Genomic DNA, 25,328 nt, shown 5'->3' on the forward strand with positions numbered 1-25,328 from the left:
AAATCAATAAAAAAGGAAAAAGTAACAAGAGAGAAGTAAACATTAAAATGTAAAACCAAACTCGCCAAATTAGTAATAAAGGAATTTTTAAAAATTTCATATAAATCAAAAATACTAATATTCTTTTTGTTTATTGATTTTACTAATCAAAACCTTATTTTTGTATTAGAATAAAATTAATTTATCGCACTCAATTGTATTTTTGTGATTCATAGAATTTTATTATCGTGTTTATAAAAGCAGTAAAAATAAAAATTAATGTCAAGAATTTTAACAGGTGTACAAAGTACAGGAACACCACATTTAGGTAATTTATTAGGTGCAATTATGCCAGCAATAGAAATGGCTAATAACCCAAAAAACGAAGCATATTTATTTATAGCAGATATGCACTCTTTAACTCAAATTAAAGACGGAAGCGTTTTGAGAGAAAATACATATAGTACAGCTGCAACTTGGCTTGCTTGTGGTTTAGACATTAATAAAACTATCTTTTACAAACAAAGTGATGTACCGCAAACTACAGAATTAACTTGGTATTTAAACTGTTTCTTTCCTTACCAAAGATTAACTCTAGCACACGGTTTTAAAGATAAAGCAGACAGATTAGGAGATGTAAATACTGGTTTATTTACATACCCAATGCTAATGGCTGCAGACATTTTATTATATGATGCAGAAATTGTTCCGGTAGGAAAAGACCAATTACAGCATTTAGAAATGACGCGTGATGTTGCTAGTAGGTTTAACAATATTGTTGGAGAAACTTTAGTGATTCCTAAAGCTGGTTTACAAGAAAACACAAAATTAGTTCCTGGAACTGATGGTGAAAAAATGAGTAAGTCTAGAGAAAATACTATTAATATTTTTCTTACTGATAAAAAGTTACGTAAACAAATTATGGGAATTAAAACCGATAGTTTGGCTTTAGAAGACCCTAAAAACCCAGATACAGACAATGTTTTTGCTTTGTATAAATTATTAGCTTCTGATGCTCAAATTTTAGAAATGAGAGCAAACTACGAAGGTGGAAATTATGGTTATGGGCACGCTAAACAAGCTTTATATGAGCTAATTTTAGAAAAATTTGCTACCGTTAGAGAACGTTATAATCATTTTATGGACAACAAACATGAAATTGACGAAGCGCTTAGCATTGGTGCTAAAAAGGCAAAAGTTACTGCAGATTCTGTATTAAAAAGAGTTCGAGAAAAAATAGGATATTAATTATTTTAAACATAAAAAAAACCACGTTTATAACGTGGTTTTTTTTATGTTTAAAAATTATTTTTTTATAACCATTGGCAAATAATACCACCCATAATTGCTAAAGTTACTATCCAGTAACCAACATTAATTGCAATATATTTTGCGCTTTTCTTTTCAAACATTGCAATAATTGCTAAGACTGGTAACACAAAAAATACACCAGATAAAACTCCGTGTAAAGCGCCATGTTTAAAAGTTCTATAATTACTACCATACTTAGTCATAAAATCTTCAAAATATGTAAGAATATCGCCTTGTAATTCTGTTGCACCAGATTCTAAAAGTGTTGAAAAAACGCCGCTTTGATGAATCACTATAAACTGTAAAAAGAAAGCTATTAAAAAACTAAATATATAACTTACTACAAATACTTTAATCATATTTTGGCCTTCTAGAGACTCTTTAGTAAACTTCATTTCCTTCATCCACGCATTTCCCAACAAAGGTCCATACCAAATAAAGCCAACTAATAAAGGTACTACCGCTGCAATAAAGAACACTATAAAATTACTTTTCATAATAAAGGTTTGTTTGGGTTTATTCTCAAATATAGGTAATAAGTTATTGATGTTAAATGCAAAAACGTCCAAAAGAGAATCTTTTGAACGTTTTTTCTATATTGTTAATCCCTTTATTTAATCTTCATCGATTTTGCGATAGCTTCTAACTCAAACAAAAATGCTCTCTTGTTTACAGAAGGTGCATATGTAAAACCTTCAAAAACTACAATTCTATTGTTCTTTTTATCAACTACAGAATAATTTACAAATGGGCCTGCCATAAAATCATTTTTCACTTCCCATTTACCTCTAGTTTCGTATGTTTTTTTACCGTCTAAAGTTATTTCAGAAGTAAAAGGAGTATAGGCTTCCTCTGTAATCATATGCATTGTTTCTGGGTCTGTACCAGGAATGTATTTTTCTCCAATACTATTTCTAACCGCTACAATATTTTCTGAAATAGTAGTTTCATCTTCTAAAGGAACTGAATACACCAAGATATTATTACTTCCAGTTTTTGCGATTCCACTTCTTAAATGTTGTCTTAACCATAAGAAATCTCCAGTATCATCTACTTCTTTGTAATTTTCTGGTGCTATAAATGAAATTCCTAAATTTTTAAGTGTCTTAAACTTAGATTCGTCTAACTTCTTTTTTTTGAAAATATTCTGCGTCATTAATATATCTGAAGATATAAAAGCAGCCATAATTTCTTTTTTATGCTTATTAAACACTTTTAGTACACTGGCATCATTAGTACCATAAACATAAATTACTGTCTGTGGTTGTGCATAAATATTCTGCTTAACATAAAAATCTTCTTTCTTACCTTCACCAATAATTAGAATGTTTCTAGAAACCTTCATCATACTATTAAAACCATTAGGTGTAATTTGCGAAACAGATAAAATTGGTTCTGGTTGTGGTAAACCAACCATAATTTCGCCAAAAGAGTTTCTAATTTCTGTTCCTAAATCTCCGTTCCAATCACTAGCATTAGTAACTACCATTACTTTGTTAATTTTCCCTAGAGAATTTCTTAATACAAACTTGTCTGTTCCTGTACAAGAAGCTAGTAAAATTGCCACAATACAGATTGAAAATAATTTTTTCATAATTAGCTTTTATAAATTTTAAGTTTAATTCCTGGTTTCAGACTTTTAACACTCCAAATATTGTTCCACTTTTTAATTTCATCTATAGAAACATTTTTAAACTTTCTAGAAATCGTCCAAAGAGAATCTCCCTTTTTCACAACGTAAGTTTCAAAGGCTCCTTTTTTGGTAGATTTCTCATTCTTTTTTGCAGTTGAAACTTTTGAAGAAGACTTAGGAATTGCCATTTTCTTAGGATAAATATTTAAACGTTGTCCTATTTTTAATCGACTCGTTTTCATTCTATTCCAGCGTTTAATCTCACTAACTCTTACACCAAATTTACTAGCAATTTTACCTAAAAAATCTCCATTTTTTACTTTGTAACGAATACGTTTATCCATTTCGAAGTATTTAGGCAAAGGTTTTTCTCTTTTAGAAGCATCTAAATCTGCTAAGGCATAAATAGCTGTTTCATTTTCTATAAAATTAAAAGAATTTTTTCTGGGTAAAGTAATTGCATATTTTTTTCCTTCTACAAAAGGAATAATATCTAATTTGTAAGAAGGGTTTAAAAACTGAATTAACTCTGCACTTATTCCTGTAGTTTCCGCTACATGCTCGAAATTTATTGTCTTTTTAACATGAATTGTATCTGTTTCAAAATGGCGAATTTGTGGTGCATCTGCAATTAAATTGTGTTCTTTCTGAAATTCGAATAAATACATTGTTGCATAAAATGCTGGTACATAACTAGCTGTTTCACTTGGCAAAAACGGACGAATATTCCAATAGTTTCTATAACCTCCAGAACGTTTTATTGCTTTTGCTACATTTCCTGGTCCAGAATTATAAGCTGCCAATGCCAAATCCCAATCTCCAAAAATATTATATAAATCAGATAAATATTTACACGCTGCAATGGTTGCTCTTACTGGATCTTGACGTTCATCTACATATGAACTTACTTTTAATTTATATTGCACTCCTGTTGCATACATAAATTGCCATAAACCAGTTGCACCAACTCTAGATTTAGCTGTAGGATCTAGCGCAGATTCTACAATTGCTAAATATTTCATCTCTAAAGGAATATCATATTGATCTAAATGTTTCTCGAACATAGGAAAATAATATTCTGCCTTAGCCATTAAAGCTGGGTAATACCTTTTTCTATACTTTAAATAAGATTTTATTACTTTTTCTAATGCAGGGTTATATGCTATATTAAAAGGTGTTTTTGCATTAACTAGCTGTAATCTTTCTTTTAAAAGTTCTGTTGATAATTCTACACTAGAAACATCTCTTTTTTCTATATCTTTTATAATATAAGTTGATGTTTCATATAACGGAGACTTGTATTTTGTATCCATCAATAAGCTATCAATCAACACAATATCATAGTCGGTAAATAAATCTGCTTTTGTTATTTTTTTATGTGTTGTAGCTTCTGGTGTTTGGGCAAAAACACTTGTAGTAAGGAGTAATAATAAGAGAAAATTTTTCATTTTTTGTTTTATAAGTTCAATTCTACAGCAATAGGGCAATGATCAGAATGTTTTGCTTCTGGTAAAATATAAGCTCTAGAAATTTTGTCTTTTAACGGTTCGGAAACCATTGCATAATCTAAACGCCAACCTTTATTATTGGCTCTAGAGTTGGCTCTATAACTCCACCAAGAATATTCTTGCTTGTCTTGGTTTAAATAACGGAAACTATCTATAAATCCGCTTTTAATAAAATTTCCCATCCAAGTTCTTTCTTCTGGTAAAAACCCAGAAACACCTTTCATTTTAGGGTTGTGAATATCTATTGCTTCATGGCAAATATTGTAATCTCCACAGATTACTAAATTAGGAATTTCTTGTTTTAAATTTGTTAAATATTCTTGAATTTCATCCATATATTTAAACTTAAAATCTAATCTTTCAGAATTAGTTCCCGAAGGTAAATACATACTCATCACAGAAACGTTATCAAAATCTACACGAAGGTTTCTACCTTCAAAATCCATTGCTTCAATTCCGGTACCATACGCTACATGCTTTGGTTCTTCTTTACAAAGAACAGCTACAGAAGAATACCCTTTTTTTTGTGCAGAAAACCAATAATGATATTTATAGCCTGCATTTTCAAACTCAGACAAATCTAATTGTTCTTTATGTGCTTTTGTTTCTTGAATACAAATTACGTCTGGCTTTGCAGCTTCTAACCATTCTATAAAACCTTTCTTTAAGGCTGCTCTAATTCCGTTTACGTTGTAAGATATTATTTTCATAAAAAGGTCTTTGTTATTTTTTTCCAAAGGAAAGAAACACTCTTTTATTTTATTTATTTATAAGTATTGGTTCTTTTAAAAATAACCAAACAATTTGTTTTATTTTTCCTTTTTTAGTTAGCGTTATCTTTTTTCTAGGTGATAGAATAAAGGCTAAAACAGCACAAATTATTGCTTTCATTATAAAGATATCTGTTGTAAATAATTGATCATAAATCAACATAAAAACAACAATTAAAACAGGATAGATTAACCAATACATCTTTTTAAATACCTTCATTTTATTTAATTATCTTTTTATAAAAGAGCCAACTAAATTGTTCTTCTGTACCACTTTGTTTTTTAATCTTCTTTAATCTAGGTGATAAAACATAGGCACTACCAATATTTATAACGATGGTATACACATTTGGTTCGTATCCTAAAATCTTATAAATAATTAAACCAAAAAGGATAATTAGTACCGGAAATAAAAAAGGGAGAAATGGTTTTATTTTTTTCAATCTAAATGTTCATTTCTGGTATGTCTCCATTAATAACTAAAGTTCCTTCTGTAGCTTTCTGAATTTCTTCTACAGAAACACCTGGAGCTCTTTCTAACAAATGAAACTGATTGTTTTTAACTTCTAAAACAGCTAAATTAGTAACCACTTTAGTAACACAACCAACACCTGTTAAAGGCAAAGAACATTTCTTTAGTATTTTAGATTCACCATGTTTATTGGTGTGCATCATTGCTACAATAATATTTTCTGCAGACGCCACTAAATCCATAGCACCACCCATTCCTTTAACCATTTTCCCTGGAATTTTCCAGTTAGCAATGTCTCCATTTTCAGAAACTTCCATAGCACCAAGAATAGTTAAATCTACATGCTTACCACGAATCATAGAAAAACTCATAGCAGAATCGAAAAAACTTGCTCCTGGCATTGTAGTAATAGTTTGTTTACCTGCATTTATAATATCTGCATCTTCTTCACCATCAAAGGGAAAAGGTCCCATTCCTAGAACTCCGTTTTCAGATTGAAACTCAACCTCTATATTGTCTCTAACATAGTTTGCAACCAACGTAGGAATTCCTATTCCTAAGTTTACGTAAAAACCATCTTGAACTTCTTGTGCAATTCGCTTAGCGATTCCTATTTTATCTAGAGCCATAATTAGTTTCTTTGTCTTACTGTTCTTTGTTCTATTCTCTTTTCGTAATCTTTTCCTTCAAAAATTCTTTGTACAAATATTCCTGGAATATGAATATTATTAGGGTCTAACTCACCTACTTCTACCATTTCTTCTACCTCTGCAACAGTAATTGTTGCTGCACCACACATATTAGGATTAAAATTTCTAGAGGTTCCTTTAAAAACTAAGTTTCCTGCAGCATCTCCTTTCCAAGCTTTTACAAAAGCAAAATCTGCTTTAAACGCAGGTTCTAAAACATACATTTTACCATCAAATTCTCTAGTTTCTTTTCCTTCTGCTACTTCAGTACCATAACCTGCAGGCGTATAAAATGCAGGAAAACCAGCTTGTGCTGCTCTACATTTTTCTGCTAAAGTACCTTGTGGTGTTAATTCTACTTCTAATTCTCCAGACAGCATTTGTCTTTCAAATTCATCATTTTCACCAACATAAGAAGAAATCATTTTTTTAATTTGCTTATTTTGAAGTAATAAACCCAAACCAAAATCATCTACACCCGCATTATTAGAAATACATGTTACATCTCTAACATCTAATTTTACCAACTCAGAAATAGCGTTTTCCGGAATTCCGCATAATCCGAAACCACCTAACATAAAAGTCATTTCACTTTTTACGCCTTCTAAAGCTTCTTGTACGTTATTTACTTTTTTATTAATCATAATAATTAGATTTTATAACTTTTCTACTTGCTAAAATTACTCTTAAAATAAAAGGCACTAAAATTCTGTATCCTCTTCTGGTACTGTTTCCTTACCTTTCTCTTCTTTTTTCTCGTCGCAATTAATGTTTATTGATAAGTTTGTTGGTTTATCAAATCTAGAATCACTTATTTTTAAACTTTTATCTGCATAACATTTTTGCATAAATAGCGCCCAAGAAGGTAAAGACATTGTTGCTCCTTGCCCGTAACCTATTCCTGGAAAATGAGTAGATCTTTCTTCTCCACCTGTCCAAACACCTGTTGCTAAATTAGGTACAATCCCCATAAACCAACCATCAGATTGGTTTTGTGTAGTACCTGTTTTACCGGCAATAGCGTTTGTAAACTTATAAGGAAAACCTGTTACAATTTTTGGGTACGTTGTATAACCAGAACGTAATCTTGCTCCAGAACCAGATTGTGTAACTCCTTCTAATAGATTTAAAACTACATAGGCAGATTCTTCACTTAAAACCTCTTGTGTTTCTGGTGTAAACTCATCTAAAACAGTTCCGTTTTTGTCTTCAATTCTAGTAATAATCATTGGGCTAACTCGCAAACCTCTATTTGCAAAGGTAGAATATGCACTTACCATTTCTAATAAAGATAATTCTACGGCTCCTAAAGCAATTGAAGGGTTTGCTGGAATATCTGTTTTAATACCCGCAGCTTTAGCCAAACGAACTACATTCTCTGGCGAAACCATATCTATTAATCTTGCAGACATTGTATTTACAGAACCTGCTAAACCTTCTTTTAAAGTTAACATGCCACCATATTTAGAATTAGAATTGTCTGGTGTCCAAGCTTTTGGTATGCCGTACTTTCCTTTAGGTATAGTATAAGGAATATTAGGAAACTGGTCACATGGAGATAATTTTAATTGGTTAATTGCTGTAGCATATACAAAGGGCTTAAAAGTAGAACCTACTTGTCTTTTTTGTTGCTCTACAGCGTCATATTTAAAATGTTTATAATCTACACCACCAACCCAAGCTTTTATGTGTCCTGTTTGTGGCTCTATAGATAATAAACCAGATCGTAAAAAGTATTTATAATATTTTATAGAATCGTTTGGCGACATAATTGTGTCTAAATCTCCTTTGTAAGAAAACACTTTCATTTTTGTCTTCTTCTTAAATACTTCTTCTATATATTTTGATGATTTTCCAGCAATTTTTAAACGCTTATATCTTTCAGAATTTTTCTTTGCTCTGTTTATAATTCCAATAACTTGCTCTTTATCAATATCATAAAAAGGTGCTGTTTTATTTTTTTCTTGTTCTTTAAAAAAGAAACTCTGTAAGTTAGACATATGTTCATCTATTGCTTCTTCTGCATATTTTTGCATTCTAGAATCTAAAGTCACATATATTTTAAGACCATCTGTGAAAATATTATATTCTTCTCCGTTTGGTTTTGGATGTTCTTGCACCCATTTGCGCATAACTTTTTGTAAATGACCTCTAAAATAGGTTGCGTAACCTTCATTATGGTCTTCTTTATGAATGTCTAGACCTAAATCTAAATTTTGTAAAGAATCTTTTTCTACTTCGTTTATAAAATTACTACGTGTCATTTGTAACAACACAACATTTCTTCTTTGTTTTACCTTTTTTTCTCTTCTTAAAGGATTAAAATAAGATGAATTTTTCAACATTCCAATTAACATTGCAGACTCTTCAATATCTAATTCTTTAGGTTCTTTACCAAAATATATTCTTGCTGCTGAACGAATTCCTACTGCTTGATTTAAAAAATCGTATTTATTTAAATACATCGCAATAATTTCATTTTTAGTATATTGCCTCTCTAATTTAGTAGCTACAACCCACTCTTTTGTTTTTTGAAGCACTCTTTTAACAATATTTCTAGAAGCTTTACCTGTAAACAAGTTTTTAGCTAATTGTTGCGTAATTGTACTTGCACCACCACTTCCTGGTTTTAAAATTGCTCTTGCTGTACCTTTAAAATCGATACCAGAATGTTCATAAAAACGTTCATCTTCTGTAGCTACCAGAGCATTTACTAAATTATCTGGTAACTCTTTAAAATTAATTGGTGTCCTATTTTCTGTAGCGTATTTACCAATCGTTTTTCCGTCAATAGAAATAACTTCTGTTGCTAAATTTGTTTGCGGATTTTCTAATTCTTCAAAAGAAGGTAAAGCATTAAAAGGATCCCATGCTGTGTATAAAAAAAGTAATAAAATAAAGGTAAAACCTCCTAAAACGATTCCCCAAAACCACTTTAAATATTTTTTAAAACTTGTTGTTTCTTTCTTTGTCATCTTAATTTAATTTTTCGATACTAAAACCAACTTCTTGAATACCAATTAGGTTTTCAATTGCATTAATTTCACCATTCTTTCTCATCGCTTGCCTTATATTAAGTGTATAGTTTCCCGAAAAAGGAAAAACTTTACGCTCTTTATAAAATAATTTATTTTCTTTTATTGCAGAAAAACCATTTCCTAAAAATTTACCTGAAGCATCTGCCATTTCGTACTGTAAAGTATCTATAACAACACTATTATTAGGGAATTTTAATTCTGTAATAATATAAAGATTACTAAATTCGTAATCATTATTGTTTCTAATATTTAGAAACAAATTTTTAGGTGAAATAGTATCTTTTACTTCAAAATTAAAAGTTATTTTTTCTTTAACGTTCCAAAAACTATTTTCTAATGTTTTGTATTGATTAAATTCTGAAACATCATTACAAGAACACATTAAAATTGAAACCAATAAAAAGATTAAAACTTTATTTTTCTGAATCGCTTCCATTTTTTGGAGTGTTGTTATTACGATTTTTATTATTGTTTTTTCTAGGTTTATTTGGCTTTTTCACTTCACCTTTTGGCTCATTTGTATTCGCATTTGCTTTTACATTTGGCTTTACAACTACATCTGCCTTAGCATTTGTGTTTGGTTTTGCATTTGCATTAGGCCTTGGTCTTGGTTTAGGTCTTGGTTTGGGCTTAGGTTTATTTTGCGCTTGCGGTTTCTGCTGCTGAGGCTTATTTTGTTCTTGAGGTTTTGCCTGTGGTGTCTTATTATTAGGCTTTGCCTGAGGTTTTCTTCTAGGGTTTGGTTTTGCCTGCGTATTATTAGCAACTGCGCCAACAGGTTTTTTCTTATTCTTGTTTCTATTATTTCTACGTTTGCTAGTTTTTGGCACATCAAAACGTGTTAAACTATCTTGGCCAACTGCATCTTCAAAATCTACTTTTACAGGAATCTCTACATCTGCTTCATATTCTTCTAAAGATAAAGATTTCTCATTGTTTTTATTAAGATCTACTATTTCTAAAACTTGTTCTAATGTTAAACGAAACCATTTAAAACGTTCTTCTTTATACGTATACCAAAGATGGTTTTTAAAAATATCCATCTTTACAAAAACAGCATCTCCTTTTTCTGTTTTTAAAACTAAATCTTGCTTAGGAAACGATTTTAAAGCATCTAAATAGGTATCTAATTCAAAATTTAAACAGCATTTTAGTTTACCACATTGTCCTGCTAACTTTAACGGATTTAAAGATAATTGCTGATAACGAGCTGCAGAAGTAGTTACTTTTCTAAAATCTGTTAACCAAGTAGAACAACATAATTCTCTACCACAAGAACCAACACCTCCTAAACGAGCCGCTTCTTGTCTTGCTCCTACCTGCTTCATTTCTACGCGAATAGAAAATGCACTTGCCAAATCTCTAATTAATTGTCTAAAATCTACTCTTGTTTCAGCGGTATAATAAAAAGTGGCTTTATTACCATCTCCTTGGTATTCTACATCAGAAAGCTTCATTTGTAAACCTAAACGGCCTAAAATCTCTCTTCCCCTTTTTTGAGTTTCTTCTTCCTTACCTCTAGATTGTTGCCAAATATCGATGTCTCTTTGACTTGCTTTTCTGTAAATTTTCTTAACATCTTCATGATCTTCAGTAATTTTACGCTTTTTCATTTGCACTTTTACCAATTCTCCCGCTAAAGAAACGGTACCAATATCGTGTCCTGGTGAACCTTCTGTTGCCACAATATCTCCCATTGTTATGGGTAAATTATCTGGATTTTTATAAAAATGTTTTCTTCCGTTTTTAAAACGTACTTCAAAAATATTGAATCTTTCTTGTCCGCTAGGTAAAGTCATATTAGACAACCAATCGAAAACTGCTAGTTTATTACTACCACTTCCGCAACTTCCAGACCCACAATTACCATTACTCTTACAACCTTTTGGTACGCCATTTTCTGTTGTACCACAACTTCCACATGCCATGTGATTTATATTTTATAATCTCTAGACCTTAGTTAACAGGCGTTAAAGTAAAAATTAACGCAAAAAAACCACTTAAATTCTAGAAATTTTTATGTTCATAATTTGATTATCAGATCGATAGAAAAAAACAATCTAATCTTCACTAATTCGTAAATATACGCATTCTCGAAGAATGAAAAAATAGCTAAATGAAAGTTATTACAACTACTTTAGTCTCTCATTATAACCAAAGATAATTTGAAACTTTGTTTAACTTTTGTTCTCTTTAGAATTTGTAGCCTTTAAATTAGAATTGGTAAAAATATATAAATATAAAAACCAACTATAAGTTTTAAAAAAAAAATAAATAGTTTAACACTAAAAAAAATCAATTTTAATCCCAGAACTTAAAGCTATATACCTAATAGTTAGAAATTTAATTGTGTAGTTCTGTTTTTTTTTTAAATTTGAATGTTTTTGGATAAAAAACTGATCATTTTACACTCCAAAAATTGCTAGCAGAAAAAAGAAGAAGAATGTTTTAAAAAATTGCGCCCATTCTTTCTAAATTTTTATTAGACCTTAACAAGAAGATATTCTTGTATGATATTTTAGAACGTAATAATTACGTTCTGCACGTTTATATAATAAATTTAAAAATAATTAAAATGAAAAAAGTAATATTTATGTTAGCTTTTATGCTAATGAGTGGTTTAGTTTTTGCTAATAATAATGAAACAGATATAGTAATTGAATATGAGAAAATATCAATAAGTTCTGATCTTTTTTTAGTTTCTAGATTAACAAACAATTTAGAGGCTGAAATAGTATTTGAAAATAAATTTGGTAATTGTACTTTTAGTTATACTTTGTATTTTCAAAATACTGTAACAGGAGAAAGTTATTCTCAATCTTATACTCATACTAGAGATGCAGATTCAGAATCACAATGTCGAGCATATGGAGCTATGCACGCACGTGTGCATGCTATGTTCATGCAAGGTGAAATGAATCAGTAAAATCTAATTTTATAATAGCCAAAATAGTTGTTAAGAAATTTATTCCTATTTCTTAACAACTATTAAAAAATTATACATGAAAAAAATACTATTTATAATTATTCAATTTTCTTTTTTACAATCTTTCTTATGCCAAAATAATTCAAAAAAAATATATGTTGAATATCAAGTATCAAAAAACTCAAGAATTAATAAAGAATATTTAATAGCAGATTCAAATAATGCTCTGTATAGTACAAGTTTTATTGATTTTAACAATGAAAACAATATTTCAAAAAATCAAAGCAATGATACATATATTATAAAACAAAATAGAGTTAAAATAAATGCTATGAAATACTATAGTTCATTAAAATCGCCTAACCTCTATTTTATAAGTATACCTCCAAATAACAAAAAACCGATTGTTGCATTGGATAGTATGCCAGATATTAAATGGAAAATTTTTAATAACGAAACAAAAAAAATAAGTGATTTAATTTGTATCAAAGCAACTAGTGAATATAGAGGGTCGAAAATTACAGCATATTTTTCACCAGAAATACCTGTAGGGTTTGGTCCTTTCAAATTTAAAGGTTTACCTGGTCTTATTGTAGAAGTTTTTAATGATAGTGAAATTTTTAACTATAATTGGAAAGCAACAAAAATAATAAGTTCCTATCAAACAGATTTAAAAATAAAATATTCTGATAGCTTATATAAAACCACAGTTGTAAGCTATAAAAGTATTATTGAAGGGTTTGAAAGAAAAATAAAAATAGCAAATCAAAGATTTATTTCAAATGCTCCAAGAGGTAGTAGTACAAAGCTTACAAAAACAACGAGACTTGGCATAGAAAAAAATTATGAATGGGAGAAAGAAACCACACAAAACTAAATTTCTAATTGTACTTTTATTTTTTCAAAAATCAATGCTTTTCGCAAAAAAAAATATAAATAGAAAAACCAACTATAAGTTTAAAAAACACTTAAATAGTTTAACACTAAAAAAAATCAATTTTAATCCCAGAACTTAAAGTTATATACCTAATAGTTAGAAATTTAATTGTGTAGTTCTGTTTTTTTTTAAATTTGAATGTTTTTGGATAAAAAACTGATCATTTTACACTCCAAAAATTGCTAGCAGAAAAAAAAAGAAGAAGAATGTTTTAAAAAATTGCGCCCATTCTTTCTAAATTTTTATTAGACCTTAACAAGAAGATATTCTTGTATGAAATTTTAGAACGTAATTATTACGTTCTGCACGTTTATATAATAAATTTAAAAATAATTAAAATGAAAAAAGTAATATTTATAATCGCTTTAGCCTTTGGAATGATGAGTTTTACAACTTCTAACTCTAATAAAGAAAAGGAAGCTAAATACGATTTTGAAAGATGCACTAGAATGTGTACCTATGCTGTCAATACAAGTACAGGTGAAAGAAGACTGAAAGGCTGTACAGAATGGACTTGCGATGGAGGAACACTCGCTGGTATTGAACTAGTGATAAAAAGATAAAATTATTGGGATATTCAAAAAATATCCCAATAATTATTTAAATACTACTTATGAAAAAAATTATACTTTTAATTATTTATATTTTAACTTTCAATATCTATGCCCAAAAAAAGTGTGGCAAGGTATATTATAAAATAGAAGGAAAATATTCAACCTTCTTTTATGAGATGACCTTTAATGAAAAAGAGTCCTACAATGTATTTATAGACAATAATGAATCAAAAAATAAACAAGAAGTAGCATATGAAGAGGGTAAGAAAACTACAAAAATTATTTTAGGAAAAAGAAGTAAAGAAAAAATATTTTTTTATAACAATATAAATTACTTTTTTTTTAGTAGCGAATATATTGATACAGATGTTGATATTATAGAAGAGGATAAAAAAAAATGGAAATGGAAAATATTAACTGATAAAAAGATGATTGGTAATTTTAAATGCCAAAAAGCAACAGTTAACTTTCGGGGAAGTTTCTTCACTGCTTGGTTTACAAATGAAATACCTGTTCCTTTTGGACCATGGAAAGCAAAAGATTTACCTGGTCTTATTTTACAACTTTCAGACTCGAATAATATAACTAAAATTATAGCAACTAAGGTTACCTTTAATAAAAAAAATAAGTGTAAAATAAATTTAGATAAAAAAATATTAAAAAAGGCAATCAGCATTAAAGAATTCTTAAAACAAACTAAGATAAAAGATAAAGAATATTTTTCTAGAGTAAATGCTAAATTACCAAAAGGTTCTAAGCCTTTTAAATTAACAACCGATTGTGACGATTGTCCAAAAGAAATAAAATTAGAAAACTTTTGACATTGAAGAAAAATAACTAGTAAAGTTATAAAAAATTAAACATCTAATTTAAAAGAAAATAAATTTAAAAACTTAATACTATGAAAAAAAATAGTATTTATCTTGGTTTTAATGCTAACTACAAACATTGCTTTTGCAAATAACAACGAAAAAAGAAAATCTATCGAAAATGAAACAGTGCTTGTAAAATTTGACAATTTTACTGATATTTTTATTAAAAATTCTGACTTATTTAAAGGTGTAAAATAATACACAATGTAAATGATGAAGAAGGAAATACATTAGTAACTGTTGAATATAACATTGAAGTTTCAAATGAGATAGCTAATGAAATTCTAAATTAAATACAATAACAAACTTTCTATTTTTTTTTAAAAAAAAGTTTGTTTTAAATTTATTCCAGTGAAAAAAATTCTATTTTTAATATTTATCAGTTTACAAGCTTTTTCACAAGATAAAAGTATATATGTTGAATATGATGTATACTATAATACTTCAAGCCCTAGAGTAAAAAAATCTTACTTAGGTATAACTAACAATAATCTATCTAAGTTTATTGAGTTGCCAGAATATAAACTTCTTAATAATGAAACAAATGAAGAAGCAACCGAAGAAATTAATACAACTACTATAAATATAAATTACATGCCAAATGGAGTAATAAGAAAAGTAGATATAAATTTGATAGAAAAAAAAATTACATCAATTGAAACAATTGTTTTTAATAAGATAATCTTTAAAGTAAATGAAACAGCACCACAAATTAATTGGAATATAAAATATTCTGAAACAAAATTAATTGGAAATTACGAATGTCTTAAAGCAACAACAAATTTTAGAGGAAGAAACTACATTGTTTGGTATGCAAAAGAAATTCCTTTACGTTTTGGTCCATGGAAGTTGTTTGGAACTCCTGGTTTAATACTTGAAGCATATGACGAAACTTTTAAGTATAGGTGGATTGCTAAAGAAATTAAACAACAAAATGAAATATTTAATTCTATTACTAAAAAAGTAGTTTATGATAAAGAAATTACTTTAAAAGAATTTGTTGATGAAAAATACAATAAACAAAGTGATAGAAAAAAATTTCAAGAAAAAGTTAAAAGTAAATTACCTAGAGGTGCTAAAGCGAATTTTAAAGTGAATTCTAATAGACAAGGAAAAGAAATAATTTTCGAATGGGAGAAATAAACAACAAAGAATTAAAATTTCTAATAATACTTTTATTTTTTCAAAACCTATGTTTTTCTCAAACCAAAATTTCTGGCATTGTTAAAGACGCAAAAAAAAACCTATTTTCTGCAAGTGTACTTTTAAAAGACAGCATAAATAATATTGTAGATTACACGTATGCCTCAGAAAAAGGCATTTATCAATTTTCTACAATAAAAAAAGGAAAATTTAACATCACTTTTTCTTCTTTAGGCTACAAAACTAAAACTGTTTCTTTTGAAATTACAACCCAAAAAAACATAAAAATAGACGCTATTTTAAAAGAAAAACCTTTTGAGTTAGACGAAATTATTATTGAAGCTGAAAAAGAAATCAAAATAAAAAAAGACACCATAACTTTTAAAACCAAATTTTTTGTAAACGGCACAGAACAAACAGTTGAGGATTTATTAAAAAAAATACCAGGTTTAAATATAGATAGCCAAGGAACTATAAAAGTGGGCAATCAAGAAATAGAAAAATTGATGATTGATGGCGATGATCTATTTGAAAAAGGTTACAAAATTCTTTCTAAAAACATGCCTGCGTATCCAATAGAAGAAGTAGAGGTTTTAAAAAAATACTCTAACAACAGGTTATTAAAAGGTGTAGAAGAAAGTAACAAAGTTGCCCTAAATTTAAAAATGAATGAAAAAGCGAAACGTATTTGGTTTGGAAACACCACTATTGGTTTGGGTAACGATAATTTCTACGAATTAAAAGGAAATTTAATGAACTTTGGTAAAAAAAATAAATACTATTTTTTAACCAATTTGAACAATATTGGCTACAATGCCACTGGCGATATACAAAGCTTAATAAGACCTTTTCGCACAAATGAAGCAGGGGTTATTGGTGACAATATGCAAGTTGGTAATTTATTAAACTTATCTGCAGGAAGTTTGAATTTTAAAAGAAGTAGAACTAATTTTAATAATGCAGAATTATTATCTTTAAATGCCATTTTTAATCCTACAGAAAAAGTAAAAATAAAAACGTTGGGCTTTTTTAATTGGGATGAAACCGATTTTTTTAGAAATAGTACAGAGGTTTTTAATGCAAACAATACCAATTTTACAAATACAGAAGATTTTACCCTTAGAAACAAAAAAATAATTGGTTTTGGTAAAGTAGATGTTATTTATAATATTTCTAAAACCAAAATGTTAGAAAGTACCACAAAATATAATAGTGGTAACTATAATGCCAATTCTAATTTAATTTTTAACGGAAAATCTACCCTAGAAAATTTAGAAAGTAACAACACACTTTTTGACCAAAAAATAAATTACACCAATAAATTTAAAGATAAAAAAGTATTTTTATTAAGTGGACGATTTATAAAGGAAGAAACACCACAAAATTATTCTTTAAATAGGTTTTTGTATCAAGATTTATTTCCAAATGCAACAAATGCAGACAATGTGCAACAATTAAGTACTAATAAAATGACATTTGCAGGCATAAACGTGCATTTATTGGATAGAAAAGAGAATGACAATTTAGTAGAACTAAAATTAGGTAACGAGTTTAGAAAAGATAATTTAAAGACCGTTTTTTCTTTATTAGAAGATAAAACTGTTTTAAATAAACCAACTGATTACCAAAACAATACTTCATACTTAGTAAATAATAGTTATTTAAAAACAAAATACAGATACAAAATTAAAGATTTTGCTTTAGTTGGTAAATTAGATTTTCATCAACTATACAATCGCTTTACAGATAAAACCATTACAAAAGAAGACACTCCTTTTTACATAAACCCAAGTATAGGTTTCGATTGGAAAATAAATGATAAGAACAAGTTAATGACTTCTTATAGTTATAATTATAGAAATGCATCTATATTAGACGTGTATGATAATTTTGTATTGACGGGTTTTAGGTCTTTTACAAAAGGTACAGGTAACTTTAATCAATTAAATTCTTCTAATTTTATTTTTAACTATCAATTAGGTAATTGGAGCGAACGCTTTTTTGCGAATACTTTTCTTATCTATAATAAAAATCATAATTTCTTTTCTACAAATTCTATTATCACTCAGAATTATGCACAAACAGAAAAAATACTAATAAAAGACAACTCTTTTTTAAGTATAAATACCAATTTAGATTATTACTTTAACTTTATTTCTTCTAACTTAAAATTAGAGCTTGGTTATTCTGAAAACAACTTTAAAAACATTATTAACAACTCTAATTTAAGAGAAATAAAATCTAAAACTTATAATTATGGTTTTGAAATGCGCTCTGGTTTTTCTGGCATATTTAATTATCATTTTGGTTCTAAATGGAATACAAACACTATAAAAACTACTATAGAAAATTCATTTACAGATAACACTAGTTTTTTAGATTTATCTTTTGTTTTTAGTGAAAAATTCGATTTTCAGGTACAAACAGAACGCTATTTTTTTGGCAATTTAGAAAACGATAATACCTACTATTTTTTAGATGCAGAAAGCAGATATGAAATTTTAAAAGACAAACTAACACTTAGTATTTCGGGTAAAAACTTATTTAACACCAAAAAATTTAGAAATTTTTCTATTAGCGATTTTGGAAGTTCTTCTACAGAATATAGATTATTACCAAGATCTATTTTATTAAAAATGGAATATCGTTTTTAATTATTTAACAAAAAAAAGCTCTCAGAAAATGAGAGCTTTTAAATATCTTTTAGAATTTAATTACTTCTTAAACTCTAAAACTTCACTTTGTCCTTTTGTAAAGATTTATTTTCCATAATGATAACGACAAGCAGCAATAAATAATTGTTCGTTCTCATATTTATAAACCAACCTATGTTCTGAAGTTATTCTTCTAGACCAATAGCTCTGTAAATCTCCTTTTAATGCTTCTGGTTTCCCAATTCCTTCAAAAGGTGTTCTAGTAGCACTTTTAATTAATTCATTAATTCGTTTTACTACTTTTTTATCAACTTTTTGCCAGTACAAATAATCGTTCCAAGAAAAAGTAGACCAAATAAATTTCATTTATTCTATAATTTCTTTTTGACTTCCATTACCAGCTTCTAATTCTTTAATAGAATTTAATAATACGTCTCTGTTTTTACCTGTAAGTAAATAACTTGTTTCTTTTAACGAATTATACTCATCTAAAGAAATTAAAACCAAATCTTTACCTCCTTTTCTTTTAATAACAATATCGCTTACATCATTAAAAACCTTGTCAAACCAATGTTTTAGATTTGAGCGAAAATCTGTATAGTTTACTGTTTCCATTGTACAAATATATAAAAAAGTACTTAAACAAGTTCTTTTTATTTCTACTTCTTAAACTTTAAAACTTCACTTCGTCCTTTTTTAAAGATTTTATTACTATTTCCTTTTCCTCTTCTAAGTTCTTTTTGCTCTTCAAAAGACAGTTGAATTATTTCTTGGCAATCTGTAGAACACGTGTTTTCCATAGCTTCTGAACATTCATCACATTGAATAAACAATAAATGACATGCTTCGTTTGCACAATTTGTATGTTCATCACACGCTTTACCACATTGGTGGCAATTAGAAACTACATGGTCTGTAATGCGTTCTGCTCTTCTATGATCGAACACAAAGTTCTTACCAATAAATTTATTCTCGATACCTTCTTCTTTTACTTGACGTGTGTATTCTATAATACCGCCTTCTAGCTGAAAAACATTTTTAAAGCCTTTGTGTTTGTAATATGCAGAGGCTTTTTCGCAACGAATTCCGCCAGTACAATACATTAACAAATTCTTATCTTCTTTGTTGTCTTTTAAATCTTCTTCTATAATATCTAAAGAATCTCTAAAAGTATCTACATCTGGTGTTACAGCACCATCGAAATGACCAATTTCACTTTCGTAATGGTTACGCATATCTACACAAACCGTATCTGGGTTTGCTAACATTGCATTAAATTCAGCGGCATTTAAATGAACTCCTTTTGCAGTTACATCAAACGTTTCGTCATTTAAACCATCGGCTACAATTTTGTTTCTAACTTTTACTTTTAGCTTTAAGAATGATTTATTGTCATGTTCTACGGCAACATTTAAACGAATATCTTTTAAAAAAGAGATACTATCTAATTGATCTTTTAATGCGTAAAAGTTTTCTGACGGCACAGATAATTGTGCATTTATACCTTCGTAAGAAACATAAATTCTACCAAGCACATCTAAAGCATTCCATTCTAGAAATAACTTGTCTCTAAATAATTGTGGGTTTTCTATCTTAAAATATTGATAGAATGAAATTGTTAAGCGGTCTTTACCAGCTTCGTCTATTAATGCAGCGCGTTCTATTGCGCTTAACTTATTGTACAGTTGCATGCTATACTAATTAGGTTTAACGTTTTAAACTGAATTTGTTTCAGTTTTTTCTAGTTGCAAAGTTACAAATTTTAGAAACAGATTTTATGATTTTTATCATGCATTTCATAGGTTTTGCTAAGTTTTAATAGAAGCTAGCAAACATGTTTAGCCTAGATTGAAGCATTTGTTTGAGCTCTTTTTTGGCTTTTTAGACAAAAAAAGCGAGTGCGGAAAGCTGGAAATAGCTTCAAAAAATAATTTTATATCAATTTGTTAAAATTTAAACATCTAAAAAATAGTTGCTTCATTTTTAAACTTTAGTTGATTTATAACGTTTTAAGTGATTTGTATGATTATTATTTTTAAGATATTTGTAGTTCAATTTATAATATTAAATTTTTAGGCGATGAAAATAGCTGTAGTAGGTGCAACTGGAATGGTGGGCACAGTAATGTTGAAAGTTTTAGAAGAGCGTAATTTACCAATAACGGAATTAATTCCTGTAGCTTCTGCAAGATCTGCTGGAAAAAAATTAGCTTATAAAGGAAAAGATTATACCGTTGTAACTTTAGAAGATGCTGTTAAAATGAAGCCAGATATTGCTTTATTTTCTGCTGGCGGAGAGACTTCTTTAGAATGGGCTCCTAAGTTTGCTGAAGTTGGTACAACAGTTATAGATAATTCTTCTGCTTGGAGAATGGACCCTACCAAGAAATTAGTGGTTCCAGAAATTAACGGAGATGTATTAACCAAGGATGATAAAATTATTGCAAACCCAAACTGCTCTACAATTCAATTAGTAGCAGCTTTATCTCCGCTTCATTTAAAATATAAAATGAAACGTTTGGTAATTTCTACGTATCAATCTGTTTCTGGTTCTGGTGTAAAAGCTGTACAACAATTAGATAATGAAGAGGCTGGTATTGACGGTGAAATGGCATATCCTTATAAAATTGGTAGAAATGCATTGCCACATTGTGATGTTTTTTTAGAAAACGGATACACAAAAGAGGAAATGAAATTGGTAAAAGAACCTAAGAAAATTTTACGTGATGATTCTTTTTCTGTAACAGCTACTGCTGTTAGAATACCTACTGCTGGTGGCCATTCTGAAGCTGTAAACGTTCAGTTTCATAATGATTTTGATGTAAATGAGGTACGCGAAATACTTTCTAATACTCCTGGTATTATTGTACAAGATGACCTTGCAAATAACATTTACCCAATGCCAATTAATGCACATAATAAAGATGAAGTGTTTGTTGGTAGAATTAGAAGGGATGAATCTCAAGAAAATACCTTAAATTTGTGGATTGTTGCAGATAACCTAAGAAAAGGTGCAGCTACAAATACAGTTCAAATAGCTGAATATTTAGTTGAGAATAATTTAGTTTAATACATTTATGGCAGAATTTCACAAAGTAAACATACAAGAAATAAAACAAGAAACCGCAGATGCGGTTTCTGTTGTATTTAAGATACCTGAAAATTTAAAAGCAGATTTTAAATTTAAAGCAGGACAATACATTACACTTCAAAAAGAAATAAATAACGAAGAAATTAGAAGAGCATATTCTATTTGTTCTACTCCTAATAGCGGCGAAATTAGAGTTGCTATTAAAAAAGTAGAAAACGGAATCTTCTCTACATACGCAACATCTAGCTTAAAAGTTGGTGATGAGATAGAAATTTCTGTACCAGAAGGTCGTTTTTTATTAAATACTGAAGCAAACAAAAACTACATTGGCTTTGCTGCTGGTTCTGGTATTACACCAATCTTATCGATGGTTAAAACGGTATTAGAAACAGAAAGTACTTCTAACTTTACGCTAGTTTATGGTAATAAATCTATTGCTGATACTATCTTTTTTGATGAGTTAGAGCAATTAAAAACAACGTATTTAGATCGTTTTAAACTACACTACATTTATAGTAGAGAAAACGTAAAAAATGGTTTACGTGGTAGAATTGACGGTAACGTTACCAACTACTTTGTAAAGAACATGTACAAGGAAACTACTTTTGATGCTGCTTTTTTATGCGGACCAGAAGAAATGATTAAAGATGTTTCTAAGACTTTAGGAAACAATAAAATAGCAAAAGAAAACGTTCATTTCGAGTTATTTACTGCTTCTGTAGATAAAGAAAAAGCTGCGCAAGTTAAAGAAGGACAAACAGAAATTACTGTTCTTTTAGATGATGAAGAAACAACTTTTACAATGTCGCAAACAGATGATCTTTTAGCTGCAAGTTTACGTAACGATTTAGATGCACCTTATTCTTGCCAAGGCGGTGTTTGTAGCTCTTGTCTTTGTAAAGTTACCGAAGGAAAGGCTGTAATGGTTAAAAACTCGATCTTAACAGATAGTGAAATTGAAGAGGGTTTTGTTTTAGCTTGTCAAGCATTTCCTACAACATCAAAAATTGTAATCGATTTTGATGATGTTTAAATTTTAAATGAGAATATACTTTATTAAAAAACGGATGGTTTCTTCATCCGTTTTTTTTTACTTCAATTAAAAATGTTAATTTTAGACAATGGATATTTACGATTTTAAAAACGCTTTTTTAATTGGTTTTTTCATGGCTTTCATGATAGGGCCTGTTTTTTTTATGTTGATACAAACCAGCATCTTAAAAGGTGCTAGAGCTGCAATTGTTTTTGATTTAGGCGTTATTCTTGGCGACTTAACCTTTATTTTAATTGCTTATTATGGTAGTAGATCTTTACTAGAAAAAATAAAAGACGACCCTAGATTGTTCTTTTTAGGAGGTTTAGTGTTAATTATTTATGGCTTGATAACTTATCTAGAGAAAGAAAATAAAAAAGATGCTTTAGAGTCTGCAAAAATTGTAGAGGTGCCTATTAAAAACAATTACTTAAAACTCTTCTTTAAAGGTTTCTTTTTAAACTTTATTAACGTTGGTGTTTTAGCTTTTTGGCTAGGAACTGTTTTGGTAATTGGGCCTACTTTAAAAATGAATCAGAATGCTATTTTTTGGTATTTTGGAACCGTTTTGTTAGGTTATTTTATAACAGATTTAGGTAAAATATTTTTAGCAAAGCAACTTAGAAATAAAATGACACCACCAGTAATTTTTAGAGTAAAAAAAATTATGGGAATTATATTAATAATCTGTGGTATCTTTTTAATGCTAAAAGGCTTTATTCCTAATGACAAAATAGAAGAATTTATAAATTAAAATAAACGTTTATCTAAAATAAAAAGACCTCATTTATTTGCATAAATGAGGTCTTTTTGTATCTATTATTTTAATGTTTTACTCTACTTCAAAAACATTATTATCATCGTTAACATCTGCCATTAACTTACTCTTATCTATAGTAACAGATTTTACCGTTTTAGAAACGCTAAAAGAATATGTTGGCATTGCCCAACCCCAATCTTTTAAAATTGTTGCTGTTGTTGGTTTGTTTCCTCTCATCATTCTTAAAGGAATATTAAAATTCTCTTTAGAACCATCTGTATAAACTACCTCTAAATCCATTGGCATTGGCATTTGACCAATTCTTTCTAACGTAATACTTTTACCGTTAACAGCCTTAACACCGTAATCTATTGTATGAATTGTTTGTGTCCATTCATTTAAATACCAATCTAAGTGAATACCAGAAACTTTTTCCATAGAACGTTTTATATCATTTGGTGTTGGATGCTTAAAACTAAAATCTCTAAAATATTTTTTAAGTCCGTTTGCAACATTATCTGCTCCAATAACATATTCTAATTGAGATAAAAACATACTTCCTTTACCGTAACTACCAGAACTATACGCTGCATTTGTATTGTATCTATCTGCGTGTGTAGATAAAGATTCTTCAAGATTATTCTTTACTAAATAATTATAACCTCTATAAGGACCTGCATTAGGGTTCTTGTCTCCTCTTTTTAAAATTTCGAAAGATGCTTTATTAGAAATATAAGAAGTAAAACCTTCATCCATCCAAGGATGTTTACTTTCATTAGAAGCTAATAAAAACTGAAACCAAGTATGCGCCATCTCATGTGCTGTTACTCCAAAAAGACTTCCTGCACTTCTTTTTCCTGTAATTAAAGTAGACATTGCGTATTCCATACCACCATCTCCACCTTGTATTACAGAGTATTGTTTATATGGGTATTGACCAACATGTTTACTAAAATAAGTTATTAATTCTGCTGTTTTTGGCTGTAATTCTTTCCAATTACTTAAATATTTTGCCTCTAAATCTTTCTTGTATAAAAAGTGCAAGTCAACACCATTTGCCATTTTTAAAACATCATGTTTATAATCTGGATCTGCTGCCCACATAAAATCGTGCACATTTGGTGCTTTAAAGTGCCAAGTTAATTTATCTGTATTAGGTACATTTAATGCTTTAGATGCATCTTCATAACCAAAACCAATTTCTTGAGGATTCTGTAAATAACCTGTTCCACCAAGAACATAGTCTTTATCTATTGAAATCTTAACATCGAAATTACCCCAAATACCATGAAACTCTCTAGCAATATAAGGTGGTGTATGCCAACCTTCGAAATCGTATTCTGCCATTTTTGGGTACCATTGAGACATCGAAAGCGCAACGCCTTCTTTATTATCTCTACCAGTTCTTCTAATTTGTAAAGGAACTTGTGCATCAAAAATCATATCTAAAGTTACACTTTCACCAGATTTTATTGGTTTATTTAAGGTAACTTCTAAAATTGTACCCACAGTTTCAAAAGAAACGGCTGCACCATTTTGTTTTAAAGAGTTTACTTTTATGTACCCAATTTCATCAGCATTTAATTTGCTAATTCTATCTCTAACTCTTCTGTCTGGATCTTTAATGTTTAAAGAACGAGCATCCATTTGAGAACCTGGTTGAAAAGCATTAAAATACAAATGATAATATACTTTACTTAATTCATCTGGCGAATTATTGGTATACACAGCCTTCTGTGTTCCTTTGTATTGATGTTTTTCTGCATCTACATCAATATTCATAGTATAATCTATGTGCTGTTGCCAATAAGTAGTAAACTTGGCGTCGTTTTTCTGCTGATTAGCAACTTCTTTAGTTTGAGTACAAGAAGTTAACAAAGCAATTGCAAAAACAAAAAGTAGGTTTTTTTTCATGTTATAAATTAATTAAGTTTGATTATAAAAACAAAAAACAGCGAT

24 protein-coding genes are annotated in these 25,328 nt (G+C 28.9%); 10 read left to right on the plus strand and 14 right to left on the minus strand.

Features of this window, described 5'->3' with window-relative positions; translation table 11 throughout:
- Nucleotides 1-258 precede the first annotated feature (258 nt).
- Nucleotides 259-1,227, plus strand: coding sequence for a tryptophan--tRNA ligase (gene trpS, locus SHK09_RS00670; protein WP_319808838.1), 969 nt, complete (start codon nucleotides 259-261; stop codon nucleotides 1,225-1,227).
- A 65-nt stretch (nucleotides 1,228-1,292) separates the two neighbouring features.
- Here trpS and SHK09_RS00675 read toward each other — a convergent pair whose 3' ends face one another.
- The 10 genes from SHK09_RS00675 to SHK09_RS00720 form a co-directional block, all read right to left on the minus strand.
- On the minus strand, nucleotides 1,293-1,787 hold the full coding sequence (locus SHK09_RS00675; protein WP_319808839.1) for a DUF1761 domain-containing protein: 495 nt from the start codon (nucleotides 1,785-1,787) through the stop codon (nucleotides 1,293-1,295).
- Between the two features lie 113 nt (nucleotides 1,788-1,900).
- The gene (locus SHK09_RS00680; RefSeq protein WP_319808840.1) at nucleotides 1,901-2,884 is read right to left on the minus strand and encodes a DUF4837 family protein; all 984 of its coding nucleotides are present in this window, start codon (nucleotides 2,882-2,884) and stop codon (nucleotides 1,901-1,903) included.
- A 2-nt stretch (nucleotides 2,885-2,886) separates the two neighbouring features.
- On the minus strand, nucleotides 2,887-4,371 hold the full coding sequence (locus SHK09_RS00685) for a lytic transglycosylase domain-containing protein (protein ID WP_319808841.1): 1,485 nt from the start codon (nucleotides 4,369-4,371) through the stop codon (nucleotides 2,887-2,889).
- A gap of 8 nt (nucleotides 4,372-4,379) precedes the next feature.
- A complete protein-coding gene (locus SHK09_RS00690; RefSeq protein ID WP_319808842.1) occupies nucleotides 4,380-5,141 on the minus strand; it encodes an exodeoxyribonuclease III in 762 nt (253 codons plus the stop codon).
- 49 nt (nucleotides 5,142-5,190) lie between these two features.
- Nucleotides 5,191-5,421: a hypothetical protein gene (locus SHK09_RS00695; RefSeq protein WP_319808843.1), complete on the minus strand. Its 231-nt coding sequence runs from the start codon at nucleotides 5,419-5,421 to the stop codon at nucleotides 5,191-5,193.
- A 224-nt stretch (nucleotides 5,422-5,645) separates the two neighbouring features.
- Entirely contained in the window at nucleotides 5,646-6,302 is a 657-nt protein-coding gene (locus SHK09_RS00700; RefSeq protein ID WP_319808844.1) for a 3-oxoacid CoA-transferase subunit B, read from the minus strand.
- Nucleotides 6,303-6,304: 2 nt separating this feature from the next.
- Nucleotides 6,305-7,006, minus strand: a complete 702-nt coding sequence (locus SHK09_RS00705; RefSeq protein WP_319808845.1) for a CoA transferase subunit A — start codon at nucleotides 7,004-7,006, stop codon at nucleotides 6,305-6,307.
- A gap of 57 nt (nucleotides 7,007-7,063) precedes the next feature.
- Nucleotides 7,064-9,337: a penicillin-binding protein 1A gene (locus tag SHK09_RS00710; protein WP_319808846.1), complete on the minus strand. Its 2,274-nt coding sequence runs from the start codon at nucleotides 9,335-9,337 to the stop codon at nucleotides 7,064-7,066.
- 1 nt (nucleotide 9,338) lies between these two features.
- Entirely contained in the window at nucleotides 9,339-9,836 is a 498-nt protein-coding gene (locus SHK09_RS00715; RefSeq protein WP_319808847.1) for a gliding motility lipoprotein GldH, read from the minus strand.
- On the minus strand, nucleotides 9,814-11,328 hold the full coding sequence (locus SHK09_RS00720; RefSeq protein ID WP_319808848.1) for a regulatory iron-sulfur-containing complex subunit RicT: 1,515 nt from the start codon (nucleotides 11,326-11,328) through the stop codon (nucleotides 9,814-9,816). The genes SHK09_RS00715 and SHK09_RS00720 overlap by 23 nt, the downstream gene beginning before the upstream one ends.
- Nucleotides 11,329-11,975: 647 nt before the next feature.
- Here SHK09_RS00720 and SHK09_RS00725 point away from each other — a divergent pair.
- From SHK09_RS00725 to SHK09_RS00750, 6 genes are all read left to right on the plus strand, one after another.
- Nucleotides 11,976-12,326: a hypothetical protein gene (locus tag SHK09_RS00725; RefSeq protein ID WP_319808849.1), complete on the plus strand. Its 351-nt coding sequence runs from the start codon at nucleotides 11,976-11,978 to the stop codon at nucleotides 12,324-12,326.
- A gap of 76 nt (nucleotides 12,327-12,402) precedes the next feature.
- Entirely contained in the window at nucleotides 12,403-13,203 is an 801-nt protein-coding gene (locus SHK09_RS00730; protein WP_319808850.1) for a GLPGLI family protein, read from the plus strand.
- Nucleotides 13,204-13,601: 398 nt separating this feature from the next.
- On the plus strand, nucleotides 13,602-13,826 hold the full coding sequence (locus SHK09_RS00735; protein ID WP_319808851.1) for a hypothetical protein: 225 nt from the start codon (nucleotides 13,602-13,604) through the stop codon (nucleotides 13,824-13,826).
- Nucleotides 13,827-13,876: 50 nt separating this feature from the next.
- Nucleotides 13,877-14,638 carry a GLPGLI family protein gene (locus tag SHK09_RS00740; protein WP_319808852.1) on the plus strand — a complete coding sequence of 254 codons (762 nt, stop codon included), beginning with the start codon at nucleotides 13,877-13,879 and terminating at the stop codon, nucleotides 14,636-14,638.
- A gap of 402 nt (nucleotides 14,639-15,040) precedes the next feature.
- Nucleotides 15,041-15,832: a GLPGLI family protein gene (locus SHK09_RS00745; RefSeq protein ID WP_319808853.1), complete on the plus strand. Its 792-nt coding sequence runs from the start codon at nucleotides 15,041-15,043 to the stop codon at nucleotides 15,830-15,832.
- On the plus strand, nucleotides 15,820-18,486 hold the full coding sequence (locus SHK09_RS00750; RefSeq protein ID WP_319808854.1) for a carboxypeptidase-like regulatory domain-containing protein: 2,667 nt from the start codon (nucleotides 15,820-15,822) through the stop codon (nucleotides 18,484-18,486). The genes SHK09_RS00745 and SHK09_RS00750 overlap by 13 nt, the downstream gene beginning before the upstream one ends.
- A 105-nt stretch (nucleotides 18,487-18,591) precedes the next feature.
- On the opposite strand, the gene SHK09_RS00755 is transcribed toward SHK09_RS00750, so the two are convergent.
- Genes SHK09_RS00755 through SHK09_RS00765 form a run of 3 tightly spaced genes read right to left on the minus strand, consistent with a single transcriptional unit; the run spans nucleotide 18,592 to nucleotide 20,177 of the window.
- Nucleotides 18,592-18,852 (minus strand): Txe/YoeB family addiction module toxin, encoded by a 261-nt coding sequence (locus tag SHK09_RS00755; protein WP_319808855.1) that lies wholly within the window; start codon nucleotides 18,850-18,852, stop codon nucleotides 18,592-18,594.
- On the minus strand, nucleotides 18,853-19,101 hold the full coding sequence (locus tag SHK09_RS00760) for a type II toxin-antitoxin system prevent-host-death family antitoxin (protein ID WP_319808856.1): 249 nt from the start codon (nucleotides 19,099-19,101) through the stop codon (nucleotides 18,853-18,855).
- Nucleotides 19,102-19,145: 44 nt separating this feature from the next.
- Nucleotides 19,146-20,177: a rhodanese-related sulfurtransferase gene (locus SHK09_RS00765; RefSeq protein WP_319808857.1), complete on the minus strand. Its 1,032-nt coding sequence runs from the start codon at nucleotides 20,175-20,177 to the stop codon at nucleotides 19,146-19,148.
- 388 nt (nucleotides 20,178-20,565) lie between these two features.
- Between SHK09_RS00765 and SHK09_RS00770 the strand changes: the two genes are divergently transcribed.
- The 3 genes from SHK09_RS00770 to SHK09_RS00780 all read left to right on the plus strand — a co-directional run bounded on the left by SHK09_RS00770 (nucleotide 20,566) and on the right by SHK09_RS00780 (nucleotide 23,363).
- A complete protein-coding gene (locus tag SHK09_RS00770) occupies nucleotides 20,566-21,555 on the plus strand; it encodes an aspartate-semialdehyde dehydrogenase (protein WP_319808858.1) in 990 nt (329 codons plus the stop codon).
- A 7-nt stretch (nucleotides 21,556-21,562) separates the two neighbouring features.
- A complete protein-coding gene (locus SHK09_RS00775) occupies nucleotides 21,563-22,609 on the plus strand; it encodes a ferredoxin--NADP reductase (protein WP_319808859.1) in 1,047 nt (348 codons plus the stop codon).
- A gap of 88 nt (nucleotides 22,610-22,697) precedes the next feature.
- Nucleotides 22,698-23,363 carry a LysE family translocator gene (locus SHK09_RS00780; protein ID WP_319808860.1) on the plus strand — a complete coding sequence of 222 codons (666 nt, stop codon included), beginning with the start codon at nucleotides 22,698-22,700 and terminating at the stop codon, nucleotides 23,361-23,363.
- Nucleotides 23,364-23,441: 78 nt separating this feature from the next.
- Here SHK09_RS00780 and SHK09_RS00785 read toward each other — a convergent pair whose 3' ends face one another.
- Nucleotides 23,442-25,283 carry a M1 family metallopeptidase gene (locus SHK09_RS00785; protein WP_319808861.1) on the minus strand — a complete coding sequence of 614 codons (1,842 nt, stop codon included), beginning with the start codon at nucleotides 25,281-25,283 and terminating at the stop codon, nucleotides 23,442-23,444.
- Nucleotides 25,284-25,328: the final 45 nt, after the last annotated feature.

Source organism: Polaribacter sp. PL03 (assembly GCF_033875165.1).
Classification (GTDB): Bacteria; Bacteroidota; Bacteroidia; order Flavobacteriales; family Flavobacteriaceae; genus Polaribacter.

Coding starts and splice junctions, on each gene's coding strand:
- trpS (WP_319808838.1), top strand. CDS start 259: ATGTCAAGAATTTTAACAGGTGTACAAAGTACAGGAACACCACATTTA.
- SHK09_RS00675 (WP_319808839.1), bottom strand. CDS start 1,787: ATGAAAAGTAATTTTATAGTGTTCTTTATTGCAGCGGTAGTACCTTTA.
- SHK09_RS00680 (WP_319808840.1), bottom strand. CDS start 2,884: ATGAAAAAATTATTTTCAATCTGTATTGTGGCAATTTTACTAGCTTCT.
- SHK09_RS00685 (WP_319808841.1), bottom strand. CDS start 4,371: ATGAAAAATTTTCTCTTATTATTACTCCTTACTACAAGTGTTTTTGCC.
- SHK09_RS00690 (WP_319808842.1), bottom strand. CDS start 5,141: ATGAAAATAATATCTTACAACGTAAACGGAATTAGAGCAGCCTTAAAG.
- SHK09_RS00695 (WP_319808843.1), bottom strand. CDS start 5,421: ATGAAGGTATTTAAAAAGATGTATTGGTTAATCTATCCTGTTTTAATT.
- SHK09_RS00700 (WP_319808844.1), bottom strand. CDS start 6,302: ATGGCTCTAGATAAAATAGGAATCGCTAAGCGAATTGCACAAGAAGTT.
- SHK09_RS00705 (WP_319808845.1), bottom strand. CDS start 7,006: ATGATTAATAAAAAAGTAAATAACGTACAAGAAGCTTTAGAAGGCGTA.
- SHK09_RS00710 (WP_319808846.1), bottom strand. CDS start 9,337: ATGACAAAGAAAGAAACAACAAGTTTTAAAAAATATTTAAAGTGGTTT.
- SHK09_RS00715 (WP_319808847.1), bottom strand. CDS start 9,836: ATGGAAGCGATTCAGAAAAATAAAGTTTTAATCTTTTTATTGGTTTCA.
- SHK09_RS00720 (WP_319808848.1), bottom strand. CDS start 11,328: ATGGCATGTGGAAGTTGTGGTACAACAGAAAATGGCGTACCAAAAGGT.
- SHK09_RS00725 (WP_319808849.1), top strand. CDS start 11,976: ATGAAAAAAGTAATATTTATGTTAGCTTTTATGCTAATGAGTGGTTTA.
- SHK09_RS00730 (WP_319808850.1), top strand. CDS start 12,403: ATGAAAAAAATACTATTTATAATTATTCAATTTTCTTTTTTACAATCT.
- SHK09_RS00735 (WP_319808851.1), top strand. CDS start 13,602: ATGAAAAAAGTAATATTTATAATCGCTTTAGCCTTTGGAATGATGAGT.
- SHK09_RS00740 (WP_319808852.1), top strand. CDS start 13,877: ATGAAAAAAATTATACTTTTAATTATTTATATTTTAACTTTCAATATC.
- SHK09_RS00750 (WP_319808854.1), top strand. CDS start 15,820: ATGGGAGAAATAAACAACAAAGAATTAAAATTTCTAATAATACTTTTA.
- SHK09_RS00755 (WP_319808855.1), bottom strand. CDS start 18,852: ATGAAATTTATTTGGTCTACTTTTTCTTGGAACGATTATTTGTACTGG.
- SHK09_RS00760 (WP_319808856.1), bottom strand. CDS start 19,101: ATGGAAACAGTAAACTATACAGATTTTCGCTCAAATCTAAAACATTGG.
- SHK09_RS00765 (WP_319808857.1), bottom strand. CDS start 20,177: ATGCAACTGTACAATAAGTTAAGCGCAATAGAACGCGCTGCATTAATA.
- SHK09_RS00770 (WP_319808858.1), top strand. CDS start 20,566: ATGAAAATAGCTGTAGTAGGTGCAACTGGAATGGTGGGCACAGTAATG.
- SHK09_RS00775 (WP_319808859.1), top strand. CDS start 21,563: ATGGCAGAATTTCACAAAGTAAACATACAAGAAATAAAACAAGAAACC.
- SHK09_RS00780 (WP_319808860.1), top strand. CDS start 22,698: ATGGATATTTACGATTTTAAAAACGCTTTTTTAATTGGTTTTTTCATG.
- SHK09_RS00785 (WP_319808861.1), bottom strand. CDS start 25,283: ATGAAAAAAAACCTACTTTTTGTTTTTGCAATTGCTTTGTTAACTTCT.